Genomic DNA, 19,514 nt, shown 5'->3' with positions numbered 1-19,514 from the left:
ATGGGTGCATGCCGACCACGCCATCGCCGGAGCACCGTGACCTCGTTCACGCACTGATTTCTGCGGTGCGCGGCGAGGTCGATGACTCCACGCGGCGCCGTGCCGAATACTCGAGCGATGCCTCGAACTATCGGGTTGTGCCGCACGTGGTCGTGTTTCCGCGCGACACCGACGACGTGCTGGCCGCGCTTTCCGTCTCTCGCGACAGCGGCACTCCCCTTACCTCGCGCGGTGCTGGAACGTCAGTCGCGGGCAACGCAATCGGCAGCGGCATCGTGCTCGATTTCTCTCGCCATCTGAACCACGTTCTTGAGGTCGATGCGGATGCCCGAACCGCCCGCGTGCAGCCGGGCACCGTGTTGGCCACCCTCCAATCCGCCGCGCAGCCTCATGGTCTGCGCTTCGGCCCCGATCCCTCTACGTGGTCGCGCTGCACCATCGGAGGCATGATCGGCAACAACGCCTGCGGAGCTCATTCCCTGCAGTTCGGCAAAACCGCCGACAATGTGAAGAGCCTCGATGTGGTCGATGGCCTCGGGCGACGCTTCACCGCGGCTAATGACCCGACCATCGTTGATGGTCTCCCTGCCCTTATCAGCAGTAACCTCGCGACGATCCGCACCGAGCTGGGGCGCTTCGGCCGTCAGGTGTCGGGCTACAGTCTCGAACACCTCCTGCCCGAGCACGGTAACAACTTGGCCCGCAGTCTCGTGGGCACCGAAGGCAGCCTCGTGACGCTGCTCGAGGCAACCGTTGACCTCGTGGCCCAGCCCCAGCATCCGCTGCTCGTCGCCCTCGGCTATCCCGATATGGCGACCGCCGCCGACTCCGTGCCCGCGCTTCTCCCCCACCATCCCAGCGCCATTGAAGGACTCGACGCCCGAATCGTGGATGCTGTGAGCCGCACGCGCGGAGCCCGCGCCGTTGCCGCCCTGCCCGCGGGCGCCGGCTGGCTGCTCGTCGAGGTCACGGGCGACGACCCCGCCGAGACTCTCCAGCGCGCGAACCGTCTCGCCGCCGATGCTGAGGCAATCGAGTCCCGCGTCATCACCGATTCGGCGGCCGCGACACAACTGTGGCGCATCAGAGAAGACGGTGCCGGGCTGGCCGGTCGCACGGCATCCGGAAAACAAGCGTGGCCCGGTTTCGAAGACGCCGCCGTACCTCCGGAGCGCCTCGGCGCCTACCTTCGAGACTTCGACGCCCTGCTGGCCGACTACAACATCGAGGGGATGCCGTACGGCCATTTCGGCGACGGTTGCGTTCATGTTCGGCTCGATATTCCTCTCGCGACGGATGGCGCAGTTTTGCGAGCCTTCGTGGATGACGCCGCCACCCTTGTGGCGTCCCATGGCGGGTCGCTGTCGGGCGAACACGGCGACGGTCGCGCACGCAGCGAGCTGCTGCCGCGCATGTATTCGCCGGCCGCAATCGAGCTGTTCGGGCAGTTCAAGAGACTTTTCGATCCGAACAATCTGATGAACCCGGGCATCGTTGTCGACCCGGCGCCGGTCGATGCCGCGTTGCGCCGCCCGGTCGCGCTGCCGCTCATCAAGGTCAATGGTTTCGCGTTGAGCGACGACGACGGCGACCTCACAACGGCCAGCCATCGCTGCGTTGGCGTCGGCAAGTGTCGTGCCGATAACTCGGCCAGCCACGGTGTCATGTGCCCGTCGTTCTTGGAGACCGGCGACGAGAAGGATTCCACTCGCGGCCGCGCCCGCGTACTGCAAGAAATGGCCAACGGCTCGCTCGTCTCGGGCGGCGTGAACTCGCCAGAAGTGCGCGACGCCCTCGACCTCTGCCTCTCCTGCAAAGCCTGCGCGAGCGACTGCCCCGCCGGCGTCGACATGGCCACCCTCAAAGCCGAAGTGCTGCACCGCCGCTACGAGGGAAAACTCCGCCCGCGCAGCCACTACCTCCTCGGCCAACTGCCACGCTGGGCGCGCCTGATCTCGCCGCTCGCCCCGCTCGCGAACTCCCTACTGCGCGTGCCGCTCGTGCGCCGCATCGCCCTCTGGGCCGGTGGCATGGATGCTCGGCGCACGTTCCCCGCCTTCGCCCGTCACCCCTTCCGCTCGAGCGCCGAGGCTCGCGCCCTGCGCGCGGCGCCCCCGGCCGCGGCAACCAGCGCTGGACGGGCAACCCCCGGCACCTCAACCCCCGCCACCTCAGCAGCCGAAACCGCGGACCGCCACTCAGCCCCGCGCCCCCAAGTCCTCCTCTGGGCTGACTCCTTCACCGACAACTTCTCGCCTGATATCGCCCGCGCCACGATTCGTGTGCTGGATGCGGCTGGCTACGAGATCCTGCTTCCGGAACGCGATGTGTGTTGCGGCCTCACCTGGATCACCACCGGGCAGTTGGCGGGTGCGCGCCAGAAACTCACCGACCTGGTGAGCGAGTTCTCCGGCTATGTCGACCGCGGCATCCCGATTATCGGCATCGAACCGTCGTGCACGGCCGTGTTGCGCTCAGATCTGACTGAGCTTCTGCCCGACGACCCCGCAGCGGCAGCCGTCGCCCGGTCAACTTTTACGCTTTCCGAGCTGCTCACCGCACCGGCACCGCTGGGACCACAAACATGGACCCCGCCCGCCCTCAGCAACCACACCTTTGTCGTTCAACCGCACTGCCACCAACATGCCGTCATGGGTTTTGACGCCGACCGCGCGCTGCTCGCCGCCACGGGAGCAACCGTCACCGAGATCAGCGGATGCTGCGGGCTCGCCGGAAACTTTGGCATGGAGAAAAGACACTACGACGTGTCGGTCGCGGTCGCCGAGAACGGCATCCTGCCTGCTCTGCGTGAAGCGGCATCCGACAGCACTCTGATCGCCGACGGCTTCTCGTGCCGCACCCAGGCATCACAACTCGCGAACACCGAGGGCAAGCATCTCGCGGAAGTTCTCGCCGCAGCACTGCCCGAGCGCTAAGCGGCATACCCTCACCAAACCGACGCCGACCCAACCCCGTAACAACTGCAGCAGGCCAACCAGCGACACGCGCTATTCGTCGAGCGCGAGCTCCTTCGGCAGTTCGAGATCCTTGGCGCTGAGTTCTTCGATGTTGACGTCTTTGAACGTGAGCACGCGCACGCTCTTCACGAAGCGGTCGGAACGGTACACATCCCACACCCACACGTCGGTCATCGAGAGCTCGAAGTAGAAGTCGTGCTCCGTATCGCGGCGCACCAAATCGACCTCGTTGGCGAGGTAAAACCGCCGTTCCGTCTCAATTACAAAACGGAACTGGCTCACTACATCGCGGTATTCGCGATACAGCGCAAGCTCGACCTCACGGTCGTAGTCTTCAAACTCGTCTTCATCCATGCTGCCCTTATTGTAGGCCGCACTACCGCAACCATGTGTGCCGATGAAGTTCGGTGGCACCAAGACTGCGCACGGCCTCGAAATGAGCTGCCGAACCGTAGCCTTTGTTACTCGGCCAGCCATAGCCCGGGTACTCCCCGTCGGCTTCGATCATGAGCTTGTCGCGTTGCACTTTGGCTACCACGGATGCCGCAGCCACCGATACGCAGTCACGGTCGGCCTTGACGCGGGTGTGCACTCGCGGCGCAACGGTTAGGGCACCGCTGAGCCAGTCGGTGCTGCCGTCCAACAGCACTATGGACGACATGATGTCGAGCCCCGCTTCGTGCAATTGGATGAGCGCGCGCTTGCCGGCGAGCCCGAGGGCAGCGGTGATTCCGATGGAGTCGATTTCGGTGGCATCCGCGTATCCAACAGCGGAAAGCGGCGCCCACTCGAGAGTGAGCGGCTCGAGGAGTTCGCGACGTTTCTGACTGAGCATCTTGGAATCGCGAAGGCCTACCGGCCAGTCACCATGCGCCGGAGTCATCGCCGTCATGCCGACACCAACGGGGCCCGCAATCGCGCCGCGCCCTACCTCATCGCACCCTATAACTGCCAGCGCGCCCGCCCGAAAGAGTTCGAGCTCAACGTCGCTATTCGGGTCTGCTACTGCCACCGTCTACTCGGCGTTCTGCGTGACCCGCTGGAACGTCGTGGAGTAGTTATCGAGGATGCTCCAGCGCTCGGTTGGCCAGCTGATGAGCATGGCGCGGCCGACGACAGAATCGATCTTCACGAAACCGCCGGTGGGATCGTCTTTGTGAAAGGCGGAGTCAGCAGAGTTGTAGCGGTTGTCACCCATCACCCAGATGGAGTCGTCGGGAACGGTGACAGAGAAATCTTCTTGAGTGGCCTTGGTGACCGCGTCGGGAAGCTTGATGTACGGCTCTTCCAGCGGGATGCCGTTGACAATAATTTGCCCGAATTCATTGCAGCATTCCACGCTATCGCCCGGAAGCCCGATGACGCGCTTGATGAGGTGGTTGCTGCTGTCGGGAGCGCTGAGCCCGACGAAAGCAAGCACGCCGTCCACGGTGCCGACGAACCAGTTCTGCGGTTCGCTAGAGATCGCAGGGAGCCAGCCACCCGGATCGGTGAAGACGACAACATCGCCGTGCTCAATGGCAAAGAGGTCAGGTTCGAGCTGATTGACCAGAATGCGGTCATCGATCTGGAGAGTGTTTTCCATCGACGACGACGGAATATAGAACGACCGCACCAGATAAGTCTTGATCAGGAAAGAGATCAGAATCGCCGCGACAAAGATGATTACTAAGTCGCGAAGGAAAAGCTTCCACCCGCCGGTCTTCTTGGCTGCATGGCGAGTACCGCCACGGCTGCCCGGCAGCGTGTTTTCAACAGTTTCGTTTGTCATTTAACCCCAAAGCTCCCAGCAAGCATATGCCGCTGGGAGCCGTTGGTTTGTGAATTGCGAGTCGTGTTAGTTGTCGCGCTTCTCTTTGATCTTTGCCTTCTTGCCGCGAAGATCGCGCAAGTAGTACAGCTTGGCGCGACGGACGAGTCCGCGCGATACAACCTCAATGTGGTCGATGACGGGCGAGTGAACCGGGAAGGTACGCTCTACGCCGACCTGGAAGCTGACCTTGCGGACCGTGAAGGTCTCGCGAACGCCGTGGCCCGAGCGACCGATAACTACGCCCTGGAACACCTGAATACGCGAGCGCGTACCTTCGATGATGTTTACGTGAACCTTGACGTTATCGCCGGCACGGAAGTCAGGAATGTTGTCTTTGAGAGACGCCTTGTCGACGCCATCGAGAATATGCATTAGTGATCGCTCTCTGCGCCCGCCATGAGTCGAACACACTTAGTTAGATAAGAAAGTTTGTGCTTCAAGCGGTTACGACGCCCTCATGGCAGAGTCGTGCGCGAGCACAATCGACAATTCTGCCACAGATTTAGTCGAAATTACCATTCTCATCCGGTTCGAGGATGATCACACGACCATTGTCGAGCTTCTCTCCCGGGTGGGTTGGCCGTTGGGCATCGCGCTCGAAGCCCTCAACGAGGCTCGTGAAACGGTTGCGTGTCTCGGTAACCAGCTGCCAGAGGGCGATCCAGAACGCTGCAATGGCGACGATCACAATGAGTGCGGCCGGGAACGGCGCATCCACAAAGCCGTAAATGATGATCGCGGCATGCCACACAGTAAGCAGCCCCGCATCGATCCACGAGACGCTCTTCGAATCACGAACGCTCTTGCGGGCGACGGTGAGACCGGCAATAGCGAGCAGCGCGAAAGCCAAGATGGGGCACAGGATGAGAAACAGAACGAAGTCCCAGCCCACGCTCGACCCGTAAATTCCGCGCGCAATCAGTACCCACACGGGCAAGACAAGTACCGCGATGAACTGCCAGTAATAAAACGCACGCCTGATCATCATGCTTCTCAGGGTATCTTCGATGTGATCAGGAATGCTGAGAAGCATCGAACCGAAAGACTTGGTGTCCCCCGTGCCCAACACCGCGATCGTTCGCACCGAACCAGTGCAGCAGCGAAGCGCAGAACGAATCAACGTCCTCCTCGATGCGGCCGCTGTACTGCTCGACGAAATAGGCATTGATGCCCTCACCACGAGTGAAGTCGCAAAGCGGTCACGCTCCTCGGTTGGCGTTATCTATCGCTACTTCCCCAACATCCAGTCGCTTCTTCGCGGCCTCGCGTCACGCAACTTCGATAAATATCGCGCCGGGCTTTCGGCAACCCTCGCGAAGCGTGCGACAACGGGCCTTGAGGCTCTCAACACCGCCATCGACCTCTATGTCGAGTTTTGCCGCACCGAGCCAGGCTTTCGAGTGTTGTCGTTCGGCAACATCATCGACCGCCGCTTCAACGTTGATCGCAAAAGCAACAACACGGCGCTGGCAGAGATCTTGACCGACCTTCTTGTCACCACTTACGAAGTTCCCGCCTCGGATGCCCTCGCTTTCGACATCGAAGTGACGGTAGAAATCGCCGATTCGCTGTTGGAGCGTGCATTCTTGTATGACCCGCGCGGTGAAGAACCGTTTATCGACAAGCTCCGAGAGTTCATTGCGCAACTCTTGGCACCGCACACGAAAGAGGCAGCTACCGCATGATCGAGTTGAGAACCCCCGCCGAAATTAATGAGATGAAGGCGGCAGGCGAGTTTGTCGCCAGCGTCCTCACCGCTACCGAAGCGGCATCCAAAGTGGGCGTGAACCTGCTCGAGATCGATGCGCTTGCCCACAGCATGATTCGCGAGCGTGGCGCGGAGAGCTGCTACATCAACTACCACCCCTCGTTTGGTGCTTCGCCGTTCGGCAAGGTCATCTGCACCTCCGTCAACGACGCGGCGCTGCACGGCCTCCCCCACGACTACACGCTGAAAGATGGCGACCTCCTGAGCCTCGACTTCGCTGTTGCGGTCGATGGTTGGGTTGCCGACTCTGCGATCACCTTCGCCGTGGGCACTCCCCGTGACGAAGACCTCAAGCTCATGGATGCCACCTCTCGCGCCCTCGATGCTGGCATTGCCGCGGCTATCGTTGGCAATCGCATCGGCGGCATCTCGGCCGCGATCGGTGATGTCGCCTACGGTGCCGGCTACGAAGTGAACTTGGACTTTGGTGGGCACGGCGTTGGCCGCGAAATGCACGGCGACCCGCACATCCCCAACGATGGAAAAGCCCGTCGTGGAATGCCGCTCAAGCCGGGACTGGTCTTCGCGATCGAGCCCTGGCTCATGATCGGCACCGATGACATTTACACGGATGACGATGGTTGGACCCTGCGCAGCGTCGATGGTTCTCGCGCGGCTCACTTCGAGCACACTGTTGCCGTGACTCCGGATGGCCCGCTCGTCCTTACCGCTCGCAAGTAGGAGCAGTCCGCGCGCACTTAACTCCAACGTATCGAGACCGCACGCCAGCGTTCTCGAAAGCGGTCAGCTCTAACTTTGGGTGCCGACGCGACGCTCGAGCTGAATCGGCGCAACCGCGCTGGTGTAGTCCCAGCTGCCTTCGCTGTTAGTTCCTGCCTTCGGGATTGCAAACAGCACGTCGTAGGTGGTCGGCGCCGAGCATCCGACCGCAGACGGGTTGGTTTCGTGGCCGACGCGCAGACTATCGGGCTGCGGAAGCACCCAGACGGCGATGAGCTCGCACGACGGCACCTCAGCGGTGATGACCATGTCCGCTCCGCCGAGCGTCGCCGCCAACTCTCCCCGAGCCTGCACAACTTCGGCGTCAGTGGCGTCGACGAGCACGTCAACTGACGGCCACGCATCCACCGACACCGCAGACTGCGCGTAACCATCCGGGAGCGGGCTCGCGGTGAAATCGGCGAACGTGACATCGTCGACCGTCATCCGTCGAGTGGTGAGGGTCGAGTCGCTCGATTCACCCGCTCCACCTTCGGAGCTTGCCGTTGATGCTGGCGCTGGCGTCGCGGCATCCGTCGACGACGAGTCCGAAGAATCAGCATCAGTCGCGGTGCAGCCAGCCAGCAACGCAACTGCCGCAATCGCTGCGAAAAAGGAGCCGGGCGTCACTCTGATCGTCATGGCTCCATGCTTACACAGGGGGCTGAGACGCGAAGAAAGTTGTACTACTCCGCGTCGGGCAAGAGATCGGGGCGGACGCGCTTGGTGCGCTCGACCTGCTGCGCATGACGCCAATCGGCAATCGCCTTGTGGTTGCCACTGAGCAGCACCGGAGGCACAGTACGCTCACGCCACGTCGATGGCTTGGTGTAGCTGGGGTATTCGAGAAGGCCCTGTTCGTGGCTCTCCTCCGTGAGGCTTTCGGGGTTGCCAATCACACCTGGCACGAGACGACCAATCGCCTCGATCATCGCCATCGTGGCAACTTCTCCCCCATTGAGCACGTAATCGCCGAGGCTGATCTCACGAACCCGAACAGTGGATGCCGCGTAGTCGATCACGCGCTGATCGATGCCCTCATAGCGGCCGCACGTAAAGACGAGATGCTTCTCGAGAGCCAGTTCGCGGGCTGCAGCCTGCGTGAACGGAACTCCGGCAGGCGTGGGAACGATCACTACCGTTTCGGGCGTGAGAACGGCATCCAGCGCTTCTCCCCACGGTTCGGGGCGCATGACCATGCCAGCGCCACCACCATAGGGAGTGTCATCGACGGTGCGATGACGATCGTGTGTGTAGTCGCGCAAATCGTGCACGCCCAAATCGATGATTCCCCGCTCGCGAGCCTTGCCCAGAAGGGAAATATCGAGCACCCCGAAAAAATCAGGGAAGATCGTCACGATGTCGATGCGCACGCGGTGACCTTCGCTACTAGTCGCACTCGGGCGCGTCAGCCTCGTCAGAAGCTGCGCTCGGCGTCTCTTTTTCGACCGTTTCTACGACCGTTTCTGTGGGCTCTTCGGATGCGTCTTCCGCAATCTCCTCGAAGAGTCCGGGAGGCGGAGTAACAACCATCTCGCCCGCTTCGATGTCGACGCTGGCCACAATCGATTTCACGAAAGGAACCAGAACGTCGCCGTTGTCGGTCGTGACCGTCAACAGGTCTTGCCCGGGGAAATGATCTACCTGAGCGAGAGTGCCGACCTTTTTGCCGTCACGGATAACGGTGAGGCCGATCAGCTGGTGGTTGAACCACGCGTCTTCTTCTGGCGCTTCGTTGGGATCGTGATCGATCCACAGAATTGCCTTGACGAGCTTCTCAGCGGCACTGCGGTCAGGAACGCCCTTAAAGAACGCGACCGGTTGTGCGTTGAACCACTTGAGCTCAATGAGCTCTAGTGTCTTGCCATGCCAGGCCGAACTTGTCGGCACTTGCAGAGAAAACACGGCGCCCGGAACGAAACGACGTTCCGGGGCATCCGTGTACATCTCTACTTTGACGGCTCCCTTAAGCCCGTGAGCCTTCGTCAGACGCCCCACTCGCAGCTGTGTGCGACCTTCTCGGGGAATCTTTACTTCGCCCACTGCTTAGAAGTCAGTGTCGACGACGTCGACACGAACCTTGCGACCATCGGCCAGAGCCGTGATCAGCGTTCGCAGTGCTTTCGCGGTGCGACCAGAGCGACCGATTACACGGCCAAGATCTTCTGGGTGCACGCGAACCTCGAGGAGTTCGCCGCGTTGCGTGTTCTTTGCAACGACCTGAACGTCTTCGGGGTGATCGACGATGCCTTTAACGAGGTGTTCGAGCGCGGGAGCGAGCAATTGCTAAGCCTTGTCTGCGTCGGCGGCAGGTGCTTCAGCAGCAGCCTCGTCAGCGACGGGAGCTTCTGCAGCAGGTGCTTCTTCAGCCTTGGGCTCTGCCTTCTCAGCCTTGGGCTTGAGAACAGGCTTCTTCTTCTCGTCAGCCTGGAACTCTGCCTTGGCTTCCTTGACCTTGACGGTGCTTACAGCGTTCTTGTCACCCTTGAACTGGCCCCAGTCGCCGGTCAGCTTGAGGATTGCCTCAACCTGCGGGCTAGGCTGCGCGCCAACGCTCAACCAGTACTGTGCACGCTCGGACTCGACCTCGATGAACGAGGGCTCCTCGGTGGGGTGGTACTTTCCGATTTCTTCGATGACACGGCCATCGCGCTTCTTGCGCGAGTCGGCAACGACGATGCGGTAGTAGGGTGCACGGATCTTGCCCATGCGCTTCAAACGAATCTTTACAGCCACAATTCTCCTGATTTAAATGTTATTGGTGGCGAACCGCTAGCCGTGAGCGTGGGGGCACACTCGGCAGAAAAGCTCTAGTGGATTCCATCCGGGCCTGATTAGAGGGTCGGGCTACGGAGGACTCAACCGCCTATTCTGCCAGAGTTTTGACGGCTTGGGGAACCGATCGCCAATAAAGCCCCAAAGAGGTGCCTTTAGCCGTTCTGAGAGTCCCGCCACGCAAGCCACTGCTTGGTAGTCGTGAGGTCGTAATCGGGCCCCGTAATACCGAGCGTGAAGAGGGTGATGCCCTGCTCGCGCATGCTGTCAGCATCTTCAACGCTCTTCTCGCGCAACTCATTCGAGAGCTCAATCTCGTTGATGTCGCGGCCGACGGTTTCGCAGTGACCGGCAAGCACCTCGAGCTTGTGCACCAACTCCTCGCCCGTGGCGAAGCTGTGCCAGATGTCGGCGTGCTTGGCGACAAGCTTGAGAGTCTTCTTCACTCCCCCACCACCGATAAGAACAGGGATCTTGCGCGTGGGCGGCGGGTTGAGCTTCTCCCAGCGCGACTCGATGCGCGGCAGTGCTTCAGCAAGAGCATCCAACCGCGAGCCGGCCGTGCCGAACTCGTAGCCGTACTCCTGGTAGTCGCGCTCGAACCAGCCTGAGCCTGTACCGAAGATGAAGCGGCCACCACTGATGTGGTCAAGGGTGCGAGCCATGTCGGCCTGCAGATCGGGGTTGCGGTAGCTATTGCAGTTCACGAGCGTGCCGAATTCGACGCGGCTCGTCATCTCAGCCCACGATGCCAGCTCGGTCCACGCTTCAAAGTGCAGCCCGTCGGGCTCGCCGTAGAGCGGGAAGAAGTGATCCCAGTTGAAGAGAACGTCAACACCCAGCTGTTCAAGCTCTTTTACGCGGTCACGAATGACCGAATATTCGGCGTGCTGAGGTTGAAGCTGAACGGCAATACGAACGGGGCGGCTCTGTGTCATAGCTCCACAATATCCCCTCCCGCACACACCACGAAGAGTGGTGCAGCACCGGCGACGGAAGGGTCAAAAAGTGCTAGCGGCTAGCGCCCGAGGAACTTTTGTAGGCTTTCGAGTTCTTCTGGTGACGGTCCCCCAGCGGCAGGCTTCGAACCGCCAAGACCAAAGCCAGAGCCGGCGGGTGCAGAGGTTTCGACAGCACCCTGAGCGCGAGCTGCCTCTTCTGCAGCGCGCTTGGCGGGGTTGCCAGACTTGGAACCCTTCTTCTTCTGGTTCTTCTTGGCGTTAGCGGACTTGCCGCCGTGGCCACCAGGGATCGGGCCCATTCCCGGGATCTGAGGCGTTCCACCCTTAGCAACCGTCTTCATCATCTTCGCGGCCTGCTCGAAGCGATTCACGAGCGCGTTCACCTCGGTGACAGTCGTTCCCGAACCACGCGCAATACGCACGCGGCGCGAACCGTTGAGGAGCTTCGGCGTGGTGCGCTCCTGCTTTGTCATCGACTGGATGATGGCCTCAGTGCGCGTGATCTCCGACTCATCGAAGTTGTCGAGCTGCTCTCGCATGCCTTTCGCACCGGGAAGCATGCCAAGCATGCTCTTGATCGAGCCCATGTTCTTGAGCTGCTGCATCTGCTGCAGAAAGTCATCAAGAGTGAATGTGTCTGTCGCAAACTTTTCGGCAACCTTGCGCGACTCTTCTTCGTTGAAGGTTTTCTGCGCCGTCTCGATGAGGGTGAGGATGTCACCGAGGTCGAGGATGCGGCTGGCCATACGGTCGGGGTGGAACGGCTCGAAGTCGCCAAGACCTTCACCCGTCGACGCGAACATGATCGGACGACCGGTGATGGAGGCAACGGAGAGCGCTGCACCACCGCGAGCGTCACCATCGAGCTTGGTGAGCACTACACCCGTGAAGTCCACGGCCTCTTGGAAGGCGCGAGCGGTCTTGACGGCGTCTTGACCGATCATTGCGTCAATAACGAAGAGCACTTCGTCAGGGTCGACAGCCTTGCGGATGTTGGCTGCCTGCTTCATGAGCTCGGCATCCACACCCAAACGACCAGCGGTGTCAATGATCACAACATCGTGCTGCTTGTCTTTGGCAAACTTCATCGCTTGCTTGGAGACCTTGACCGGGTCACCCTTGCCGTTGCCCGGCTCGGGAGCGAAGACGGCGACGCCAGCCTGCTCGGCAACAACCTGCAACTGGGTGACAGCGTTCGGGCGCTGGAGGTCAGCTGCGACCAACAGCGGCGTGTGGCCGTCAGCTGCGAGCCACTTCGCGAGCTTTCCGGCGAGGGTCGTCTTACCGGCACCCTGCAGACCCGCGAGCATGATGACCGTCGGCGGGTTCTTCGCGAACTCGATGCGGCGAGCCTCGCCACCCAGAATCGTGACGAGCTCGTCGTTGACGATCTGCACCACCTGCTGCGCCGGGTTCAGCGCACCAGAAACTTCGTGGCCAAGCGCACGTTCGCGAACGCGACCCGTGAACTCCTTGACAACCTCGAGCGCAACGTCAGCATCGAGCAAGGCACGGCGAATCTCGCGAACGGTGCCATCGACATCCGCCTCGCTGAGCTTGCCCTTGCCGCGCAGGTTCTTGAAGGTATCCGCGAGGCGGTCGGTGAGATTTCCAAAAGTGGCCATGATGCCACCAGTTTAAGGTGTCTTTGGCTGTGCTGCGACTCCACAACGCCGACAGGGGCTCCGAGTAGGGTGAGAACGTGAGACACGGAATCGTCATACTGCCCCAACAGCCCTGGGCTGAAGCCCAACATCGCTGGATTCACGCCGAAGAAATGGGCTTCGATCACGCCTGGATTTACGACCACCTGTCGTGGCGGTCCCTCGCCGACGAGCAGTGGTATGCCACCGTTCCGACCCTCACGGCAGCCGCGAGCGTCACGAACCGCATCGGGCTCGGCACCTTTGTCGCCTCGCCCAACTACCGGCATCCGGTTCCCTTCGCCAAAGAATTGGCAACTCTCGACGACGTGAGCGCTGGCCGCTTTCTGCTCGGCGTTGGCTCGGGTGGCACCGGTTTCGACTCAACAGTGCTCGGTCAAGCCGAACTCAGCCCCCGCGAACGTCACGCGCGCTTCGAAGAGTTTGTGCGCGGCCTCGACGAGTTGCTGCGCTTCGAAGATCCCGGCAGCGGCGGCATCAGCTTCAGCGGCGACTGGTTCACCGCAGTGAACGCGCGGATGGTCGGGGCACCAGCCCAGCGCCCGCGCTTACCCTTCGTGGTTGCCGCCGAAGGCCCTCGCGGCCTACGGCTTACCGCCGAACTGGCCGATGGCTGGCTCACCCTCGGCCGCACCGCCGACACCCTCGACGAGTGGTGGCAGATTGTCGCCGACGCCTCCGCGCGCATGGATGACGCCCTCGAGAAGGCCGGCCGAGCATCCGGCAGCATTGATCGCTACCTCAATTTGGATGGCGCACCCCAGTTCAGTCTGGAAAGCGTCGACACGTGGGAAGACGCTGTGGGTCGCGCCGACGCCCTCGGCTTCACCGATGTGATTGGCCACTGGCCCCGCGCCGACGGCATCTACGTCGGTAAGGAAAGCGTGCTGATCGAGATCGCCTCCCGCTTCTCCCGCTGAGCGTCCACAGTGACGCGAAGCCCGCACGCAGCACGCGATAGCTTAGAGACATGACAGCTCTCATTGTGACCCTCGCCGGACAAACCCCCTCCGTCGCCGACAGCGCCTTCGTTGCGCCCAACGCCACGCTCATCGGCAATGTCACCTTGGCCGAGCGCGTCGGTATCTTCTACGGCGCCGTTCTGCGCGGCGACACCGACGCCATCACGATCGGCGAAGGCTCGAACCTGCAAGACAACGTCACCGTGCACTGCGATGAAGGCATCCCCACCACCGTCGGCTCCGGAGTGAGCGTCGGTCACGGCGCCGTACTCCACGGCTGCACCGTCGAAGACGACTGCCTCATCGGCATGAGCGCCACCGTGCTCAACGGAGCCGTAATCGGAACCGGATCACTCGTCGCCGCCGGCGCTGTTGTGCTCGAAGGCACCGTGATTCCGCCCGGATCACTCGTCGCCGGCGTGCCAGCAAAGGTTCGCCGCGAACTCAGCGACGAGGAGAAAGCTGGCGTTCGGGAGAACGCCGCGCACTACCTCGAGCTCTCTGCGGCGCACAAGGCGGTCAGCAACTAGCGCGAGGCGCTTACTCGTCGCGCCTGGGCGACCGATACCCGCGCGTCCGACAACTAGCAACCGGCAACTAGCCGACGAGGCCCTGCACGAAGACGTGCGGGGTGAAACCGGTGAGGTCGTTGATGCCCTCACCCTGCCCAACGAGTTTGATCGGGATGCCCGTGCGCTCCTGAACGGCGAGCACGAAGCCACCCTTTGCTGAGCCGTCAAGCTTCGTAATGACGAGACCGGTCACACCCGCGTGCTGAATGAACGCTTCTGCCTGAGCGACACCGTTTTGGCCGGTTGTCGCGTCAAGCACGAGTAACACTTCAGCGATCTCCGTCTGCTTTTCGACAACGCGACGGATCTTGCCAAGCTCATCCATCAGACCGCTCTTGGTCTGCAAACGACCAGCGGTGTCGATGATCGCGATGTCGATGCCCTCGCGCTGAGCGCGCTCGACCGTTTGGAAGGCGACGGATGCCGGATCTTGACCTTGCTGCTGGGGGCGCACGATTTCGGCTCCCCCGCGCTCCGCCCACGTCGCCAACTGCTCAACGGCAGCAGCACGGAACGTGTCAGCCGCCCCCACGACCACCGTGCGGCCGTGGCCAACGAGGAACTTGGTGAACTTGCCAATCGTGGTGGTCTTTCCGACGCCATTGACACCCACGACCAGCACGACTGCGGGGCGGGCGCTGAGGGTGAGAGTCGGGTCGAGGCGGGCGAGACGTTCCTCGAGGGTTTCGCGCAGCATCCGCTTCAGGTCTGCAGGGTCGTCAGTTTTGAAACGCGCGACACTTGCCCGTAGCTCGTCGATAACGGATTCAGTGATGTCGGGGCCGAAGTCGGCCGAGATCATTGCGTCTTCGAGGTCACTCCAGGTCTCCGCGTCGATCGTGTCGCGCGCGAACATTGATTTGAGTGCGCCCGAGAGCGACCAGGATGCTGCCATGACTACAGGTTAAGGCAGGTTCATGCTGCTTCCCTAACCGCGCTAGGGTTTTTAGATGCTCTCATTGATTCGCCACGGCCAAACTGACTGGAACGCTGCTGGACGCATGCAAGGTTCCAGCGACATTCCCCTCAACGACACCGGTCGCGAGCAGGCACGGGAGGCCGTAGAGGTATTGCGGGGCTCCGAGTGGGACGTTATCGTCAGCTCTCCCCTGCAGCGTGCCCGCGAAACTGCCCAGATCATCGCCGACGGTTTGGGTCTCGAGCTCGGTCGCAGCTACGACCTGCTTATTGAGCGCAACTATGGCGAAGGCGAAGGCCTCACGACCCCTGAGATCAACGAGCGCTGGCCCAACCACAGCGGCTACCCCGGACTCGAATCACTCCATGACGTCGTCGAGCGCGGAATCGCTGCCCTCAACGAGGTGACTCAGGACTACCCCGGCAAAAAGGTGATCGTCGTGTGCCACGGCACGATCATCCGCTACACGCTTTCGCAACTGGCCGGTCGTGACTTCGACCACATTCTCAATGGCTCGGTATCGACGGTCGAAAAGCTGCACACGGGCTGGTGTGTGCACACCGTCAATGGCGAACCGCTCTCGCGCGTCGACTAGCAGTAACCGCTCATCACGAGCGATCGCCTCACGATCTAGCTCGCGTCGACTGACGCCGTCTCTTTAGCGACGCGCTGGCCCACGACGGCGCTGATGCCATCGGCACGCATGCTGACGCCGTAGAGGGCATCCGCGATTTCCATCGTGCGCTTTTGGTGGGTAATGACGATGAGCTGGCTGGTCTGGCGCAAGTCTTCAAAGATCGCCAGCAGGCGGCCAAGGTTGGCGTCGTCGAGCGCCGCTTCAACCTCATCCATGATGTAGAACGGGCTGGGGCGCGCCTTGAAGATGGCGATCAGCAGCGCGACGGCGGCCAACGACCGCTCACCACCGCTCAGCAGGGAGAGGCGCTCGATCTTCTTGCCGGCCGGCTTCACCGTGACTTCGATTCCCGTGGTCAACAGTTCGTCGGGGTTGGTCAGGAAGATGCTTCCCGTGCCACCGGGGAACAGCACCGGGAAGACATCGTTGAACGCGTTCTTGGTGTCTTCGAATGCGCTCGCGAAGATGACCTGCATCTTTTCATCGAGCTCATCGATGATTGTCAGCAAGTCCTTACGCGTGTTCGTGAGGTCGGTGAGCTGCTCGGTCAAGAACTTGTGGCGCTGCTCGAGCGCATCGAACTCTTCGAGCGCGAGTGGGTTCACCCGGCCAAGGCGCGCAAGTTTGCGTTCGGCCTTCTGCAGGCGAACCTCTTGTTCGGCACGCACAAACGGTCGGCCGGATGCCACAGGCTCAGCGTTCTCGTCTGGCTGGGGTGCCGCGGGGCTCGCGTCAGATTCCGTGGCAGCGGAGTTCTCATCGGGCTCGGCGACGGCGGCGCTCTCGGCCGCTTCGTCGTTCACACGGTCATCGGGAACGGGCACCTCAGGGCCATATTCCGCCACGAGTACGTCTTCGACGAGTCCGAGTTCTTCGCCCGAGCGTTCGAGGAGACTGGAGAGATGCAGCTTCTTTTCGTAGATCTGCATTTCGAGACCGTGAACGCTTTCGCTGACCGCCGAGAGGCGTTCACGCAATGCCGATTCTTCGCGGCGCAGAGTGGAGAGTTCTTCGTTCTGGGCCGAGCGCGCCGCTTCCTTCGACGCGAGAACAACGCGTGCTTCGGAGAGCGAACGATCAACCGAGTCGAGCACCGCGGGAAGCATCTCTACGACCTTGGTCGCGGAGGCGATCTGACGTTGACGAATAACGGCCAGTCGCGCCTGCTCTTGGGCTGCTTCGCGCTCGCGCACCAGCTGGGCTGCCAACTGTTCGGCGCGGGCACGCTCGGCGCGCACTCGCTCGCGGATGGTCTCCATTTGAATGCGCAACTCAACTTCGTGGGCCCGGGCGGCATCCACTTCGGCCAGCATCGGTTCGCGTTCGGAGACGTCGAGCATAGGGCGCGGAGCAGCCTGGTATTTGTCTGCCGCGGTCTGCGCGCGAGCCACTTCGGTGGTGGCGTCGGCCACGGCTTCTTCGGCAACATCGACGGCGCGGGCCAGACGGTCGCACTCGGCTTGCGCCGCTTCGGCTTGGATGCGGTGACGGCCGAGCAACTCGGACTGCGCGGCAAGCTGGGCGTCGTATTCGCGCAGAGTCACGAGGGCTTGTTCAGCATCCGTCTTCGCGGAGGTCAACTCGCGGCGCTTCTCGTCGAGTTCGAAGCTCGTGCGCTCGATCTGCGTGGTGACGACGCCGAGTTTGTCAGCGGCAGCATCCCGCTCGGCAACGAGCTCGAGGCGAGAGCGCTTCGCACCAGAGCCGCCACGCAGCACGAACTGCGTGAGCACGTCTCCGTCGCGAGTCACGAAGGTGAGATCGGCGGCGTTCGCGAGTGAGCCGTACGCGGCGCGGGCGACCTCAAGATCGTCGGCGATGAGAACGTGGGTGAGGAGACCGTGCACTCCGTCGGGGGCCGTGACGACGTCGGTGGCCGGAATGGTTCCGGCCGCCGTTCCGAGCGAGACCGACTGCTTGGCGGCGTTCGCGACAACCACTTCGACGCGACCGAAATCGCGCGCGGCAGACTCGGCCAGCGCATCAATGGCCGAATCGCGGTCATCGGCAAGCACGGCATCCGCAAGGGTGCCGAGAGCGGCTGCGATGGCCGCTTCGTAGCCGGGGGTGATCTTGACATGCTCAGCAACGAGACCGCGGATGCCCGAGAGCTTGGCCGCGACGAGAGCGCTTGAGCCGTCCTTCTGGTCAACCGCGAGGGATAGCGCCGAGTTGCGGGCGGCCAAGGCATCGCGCTCGCGCTCGGAGGCGTGGAGGGCTTCGCGCAGGGCTTCAATCTCGGCCTGAATGCTCGAAACTGTGGCTTCGGCAGCCTCGTAGGCGGTGTCGAGCGAGCCATCGCTTTCGACAGTGGAGTTGCTGGCCTGGGTTTCGAGAGCTTCGAACTCGGCTTGAGCGGCTTCGCGACGAGCCTGGGCTTCGGCGAGCGCCTGCTGCTGACGCACGAGTTCACCCTGCGCTGCGGTCAGAGTGGAGGTGGCGACTTCAACGCGAGCGGTGAGACCGGCGCTCTCCAGTTCATGACGCGAAACGAGCGCGCTTTGTGCGGCGATTTCTTCGTCGAGGGAGTCGAGCGCGGCCTTCGCTGTCGCGGTTGCGGCAGCGGCTGCGGCGACGGCCTTCTCGGCATCCTCAACACCGGTCGCAAGTTCATCGGCGCCGGCTTTGACTTCATCGACGAGGGTCTGACTGACGCTGTTGCTCGAGACAGGCGCGTCGCTCTGCTGGCCGAGCAACGACAGTCGTTGGTTCGCGAGCGTGTAGAGGCTACGCAAGCGTTCTTGCACCGACTCGAGGCCGAAAGCCACGCGGCGGGCTTCGTCTACTTCGCCACCGACTTGGGCTTGCTCGAGGCGGGCTTCGCGCAGTTTGTTCTGGTCGAGCTGCTCTTGCAAGACGATGCGCTGCGTCTTACGTTCGCTCTCGCTGCGGCTGAAGTCGTTGATGCTCGAGCGCAGTTCAACTACTTCGTCGGCGAGGAGCCTGGCGCGGGCATCCCGAACGATCGAGGCAATCGAGGCCGCTTCTTTCGCAATCTCGGCCTGTTGACCGAGCGGCTTCAGCTGACGACGGATCTCTCCCGCCAAGTCGGAGAGGCGCGTGAGGTTCGCCTGCATCGCGTCGAGCTTGCGCAGCGTCTTCTCTTTGCGACGACGGTGCTTGAGGATGCCGGCTGCTTCCTCGATGAAGCCGCGACGGTCTTCGGGGCTGGCGTGCAACACCGCATCCAGCTGACCTTGACCAACAATGACGTGCATTTCACGGCCGAGACCGGAGTCGCTGAGGAGCTCTTGAACGTCGAGCAGACGGCACGAGGTGCCGTTGATCGCGTATTCGCTGCCGCCGTTGCGGAACAGGGTGCGGCTAATAGTGACTTCGCTGTACTCAATCGGCAGCGCGCCATCCGCGTTATCGATTGTGAGGATTACCTCGGCACGACCCAGCGGGCCCTTGGTGGCCGTTCCGGCAAAGATGACGTCTTCCATCTTGCCGCCGCGCAAAGTTTTGGCACCCTGCTCGCCCATGACCCAGGCGAGAGCATCCACCACATTCGACTTGCCCGAACCGTTGGGGCCGACGACACACGTCACGCCCTGTTCGAACGCAAAAGTGGTCGGTTGAGCGAACGACTTGAACCCTTTGAGGGTCAAACTCTTGAGGTACACGTCACCGCCCGGTCGTTGCTGGTCTCAGCGTTGGTCAAATTTCTGACCAAGTTGCTGGTCAGAACCTTGCTATACGGTACCGGATGCGCGGGGTCCGGCCGTTCTGCCGCGCAGAGGG

The 19,514-nt window shown here is 62.1% G+C and carries 20 protein-coding genes; 6 read left to right on the top strand and 14 right to left on the bottom strand.

Features of this window, described 5'->3' with window-relative positions; genetic code table 11:
- Positions 1-8: 8 nt before the first annotated feature.
- Positions 9-2,936, top strand: a complete 2,928-nt coding sequence (locus tag I6E73_RS06060; protein ID WP_197123864.1) for an FAD-binding and (Fe-S)-binding domain-containing protein — start codon at positions 9-11, stop codon at positions 2,934-2,936.
- Positions 2,937-3,008: 72 nt separating this feature from the next.
- Here I6E73_RS06060 and I6E73_RS06055 read toward each other — a convergent pair whose 3' ends face one another.
- The 5 genes from I6E73_RS06055 to I6E73_RS06035 all read right to left on the bottom strand — a co-directional run bounded on the left by I6E73_RS06055 (position 3,009) and on the right by I6E73_RS06035 (position 5,779).
- Positions 3,009-3,332 (bottom strand): DUF2469 domain-containing protein, encoded by a 324-nt coding sequence (locus I6E73_RS06055; RefSeq protein WP_009772690.1) that lies wholly within the window; start codon positions 3,330-3,332, stop codon positions 3,009-3,011.
- A 22-nt stretch (positions 3,333-3,354) separates the two neighbouring features.
- Entirely contained in the window at positions 3,355-3,990 is a 636-nt protein-coding gene (locus tag I6E73_RS06050) for a ribonuclease HII (RefSeq protein ID WP_197123863.1), read from the bottom strand.
- 3 nt (positions 3,991-3,993) lie between these two features.
- On the bottom strand, positions 3,994-4,749 hold the full coding sequence (lepB, locus tag I6E73_RS06045) for a signal peptidase I (protein WP_197123861.1): 756 nt from the start codon (positions 4,747-4,749) through the stop codon (positions 3,994-3,996).
- Positions 4,750-4,815: 66 nt separating this feature from the next.
- On the bottom strand, positions 4,816-5,163 hold the full coding sequence (rplS, locus tag I6E73_RS06040; protein WP_129071803.1) for a 50S ribosomal protein L19: 348 nt from the start codon (positions 5,161-5,163) through the stop codon (positions 4,816-4,818).
- Between the two features lie 130 nt (positions 5,164-5,293).
- The gene (locus I6E73_RS06035) at positions 5,294-5,779 is read right to left on the bottom strand and encodes an MFS transporter (protein WP_197106055.1); all 486 of its coding nucleotides are present in this window, start codon (positions 5,777-5,779) and stop codon (positions 5,294-5,296) included.
- A gap of 31 nt (positions 5,780-5,810) precedes the next feature.
- Here I6E73_RS06035 and I6E73_RS06030 point away from each other — a divergent pair, with 31 nt between their 5' ends.
- Together I6E73_RS06030 and map are read left to right on the top strand one after the other, a co-directional pair.
- Positions 5,811-6,476, top strand: coding sequence for a TetR/AcrR family transcriptional regulator (locus I6E73_RS06030; protein ID WP_231599661.1), 666 nt, complete (start codon positions 5,811-5,813; stop codon positions 6,474-6,476).
- Positions 6,473-7,240 carry a type I methionyl aminopeptidase gene (gene map, locus I6E73_RS06025; RefSeq protein ID WP_197123859.1) on the top strand — a complete coding sequence of 256 codons (768 nt, stop codon included), beginning with the start codon at positions 6,473-6,475 and terminating at the stop codon, positions 7,238-7,240. The genes I6E73_RS06030 and map overlap by 4 nt, the downstream gene beginning before the upstream one ends.
- 69 nt (positions 7,241-7,309) lie before the next feature.
- On the opposite strand, the gene I6E73_RS06020 is transcribed toward map, so the two are convergent.
- From I6E73_RS06020 to ffh, 7 genes are all read right to left on the bottom strand, one after another.
- Positions 7,310-7,921 carry a hypothetical protein gene (locus tag I6E73_RS06020; RefSeq protein WP_197123857.1) on the bottom strand — a complete coding sequence of 204 codons (612 nt, stop codon included), beginning with the start codon at positions 7,919-7,921 and terminating at the stop codon, positions 7,310-7,312.
- Between the two features lie 44 nt (positions 7,922-7,965).
- Positions 7,966-8,652, bottom strand: a complete 687-nt coding sequence (gene trmD, locus I6E73_RS06015) for a tRNA (guanosine(37)-N1)-methyltransferase TrmD (protein ID WP_197123855.1) — start codon at positions 8,650-8,652, stop codon at positions 7,966-7,968.
- A gap of 16 nt (positions 8,653-8,668) precedes the next feature.
- The gene (gene rimM, locus I6E73_RS06010; RefSeq protein ID WP_197123853.1) at positions 8,669-9,277 is read right to left on the bottom strand and encodes a ribosome maturation factor RimM; all 609 of its coding nucleotides are present in this window, start codon (positions 9,275-9,277) and stop codon (positions 8,669-8,671) included.
- 48 nt (positions 9,278-9,325) lie between these two features.
- Positions 9,326-9,562, bottom strand: coding sequence for an RNA-binding protein (locus I6E73_RS06005; protein WP_010203243.1), 237 nt, complete (start codon positions 9,560-9,562; stop codon positions 9,326-9,328).
- 3 nt (positions 9,563-9,565) lie between these two features.
- A complete protein-coding gene (gene rpsP, locus I6E73_RS06000; protein ID WP_197106059.1) occupies positions 9,566-10,015 on the bottom strand; it encodes a 30S ribosomal protein S16 in 450 nt (149 codons plus the stop codon).
- A gap of 194 nt (positions 10,016-10,209) precedes the next feature.
- The gene (locus I6E73_RS05995; protein WP_197123851.1) at positions 10,210-10,992 is read right to left on the bottom strand and encodes an LLM class F420-dependent oxidoreductase; all 783 of its coding nucleotides are present in this window, start codon (positions 10,990-10,992) and stop codon (positions 10,210-10,212) included.
- An 80-nt stretch (positions 10,993-11,072) separates the two neighbouring features.
- Entirely contained in the window at positions 11,073-12,641 is a 1,569-nt protein-coding gene (gene ffh / locus I6E73_RS05990; RefSeq protein WP_197123849.1) for a signal recognition particle protein, read from the bottom strand.
- Positions 12,642-12,718: 77 nt separating this feature from the next.
- On the opposite strand from ffh, the gene I6E73_RS05985 reads away from it, so the two are divergent.
- Together I6E73_RS05985 and I6E73_RS05980 are read left to right on the top strand one after the other, a co-directional pair.
- Positions 12,719-13,600 (top strand): LLM class flavin-dependent oxidoreductase, encoded by an 882-nt coding sequence (locus tag I6E73_RS05985; RefSeq protein WP_197123847.1) that lies wholly within the window; start codon positions 12,719-12,721, stop codon positions 13,598-13,600.
- Positions 13,601-13,650: 50 nt separating this feature from the next.
- Entirely contained in the window at positions 13,651-14,172 is a 522-nt protein-coding gene (locus tag I6E73_RS05980; protein WP_197123845.1) for a gamma carbonic anhydrase family protein, read from the top strand.
- Between the two features lie 67 nt (positions 14,173-14,239).
- Here I6E73_RS05980 and ftsY read toward each other — a convergent pair whose 3' ends face one another.
- A complete protein-coding gene (gene ftsY / locus I6E73_RS05975) occupies positions 14,240-15,109 on the bottom strand; it encodes a signal recognition particle-docking protein FtsY (RefSeq protein WP_197106064.1) in 870 nt (289 codons plus the stop codon).
- Positions 15,110-15,164: 55 nt separating this feature from the next.
- On the opposite strand from ftsY, the gene I6E73_RS05970 reads away from it, so the two are divergent.
- Positions 15,165-15,728, top strand: coding sequence for a histidine phosphatase family protein (locus I6E73_RS05970; protein ID WP_197109682.1), 564 nt, complete (start codon positions 15,165-15,167; stop codon positions 15,726-15,728).
- A 35-nt stretch (positions 15,729-15,763) separates the two neighbouring features.
- On the opposite strand, the gene smc is transcribed toward I6E73_RS05970, so the two are convergent.
- Entirely contained in the window at positions 15,764-19,396 is a 3,633-nt protein-coding gene (gene smc, locus I6E73_RS05965) for a chromosome segregation protein SMC (protein WP_197123843.1), read from the bottom strand.
- Positions 19,397-19,514: the final 118 nt, after the last annotated feature.

Origin of the sequence: Salinibacterium sp. SWN248, from assembly GCF_015864575.1 — a bacterium.
GTDB lineage: Bacteria > Actinomycetota > Actinomycetes > Actinomycetales > Microbacteriaceae > Rhodoglobus.
The sequence above is the reverse complement of the archived record's forward strand: the minus strand, read 5'-3'. Positions and strand labels throughout refer to the sequence as shown.

Excerpts from the sequence above, each read along its gene's own strand:
- I6E73_RS06055 (WP_009772690.1), bottom strand. The coding sequence starts at position 3,332 with ATGGATGAAGACGAGTTTGAAGACTACGACCGTGAGGTCGAGCTTGCG.
- I6E73_RS06060 (WP_197123864.1), top strand. The coding sequence starts at position 9 with ATGCCGACCACGCCATCGCCGGAGCACCGTGACCTCGTTCACGCACTG.
- I6E73_RS06035 (WP_197106055.1), bottom strand. The coding sequence starts at position 5,779 with ATGATGATCAGGCGTGCGTTTTATTACTGGCAGTTCATCGCGGTACTT.
- map (WP_197123859.1), top strand. The coding sequence starts at position 6,473 with ATGATCGAGTTGAGAACCCCCGCCGAAATTAATGAGATGAAGGCGGCA.
- I6E73_RS06030 (WP_231599661.1), top strand. The coding sequence starts at position 5,811 with ATGCTGAGAAGCATCGAACCGAAAGACTTGGTGTCCCCCGTGCCCAAC.
- I6E73_RS05980 (WP_197123845.1), top strand. The coding sequence starts at position 13,651 with ATGACAGCTCTCATTGTGACCCTCGCCGGACAAACCCCCTCCGTCGCC.
- lepB (WP_197123861.1), bottom strand. The coding sequence starts at position 4,749 with ATGACAAACGAAACTGTTGAAAACACGCTGCCGGGCAGCCGTGGCGGT.
- rplS (WP_129071803.1), bottom strand. The coding sequence starts at position 5,163 with ATGCATATTCTCGATGGCGTCGACAAGGCGTCTCTCAAAGACAACATT.
- I6E73_RS06020 (WP_197123857.1), bottom strand. The coding sequence starts at position 7,921 with ATGACGATCAGAGTGACGCCCGGCTCCTTTTTCGCAGCGATTGCGGCA.
- ftsY (WP_197106064.1), bottom strand. The coding sequence starts at position 15,109 with ATGGCAGCATCCTGGTCGCTCTCGGGCGCACTCAAATCAATGTTCGCG.
- ffh (WP_197123849.1), bottom strand. The coding sequence starts at position 12,641 with ATGGCCACTTTTGGAAATCTCACCGACCGCCTCGCGGATACCTTCAAG.
- I6E73_RS05970 (WP_197109682.1), top strand. The coding sequence starts at position 15,165 with ATGCTCTCATTGATTCGCCACGGCCAAACTGACTGGAACGCTGCTGGA.
- I6E73_RS05995 (WP_197123851.1), bottom strand. The coding sequence starts at position 10,992 with ATGACACAGAGCCGCCCCGTTCGTATTGCCGTTCAGCTTCAACCTCAG.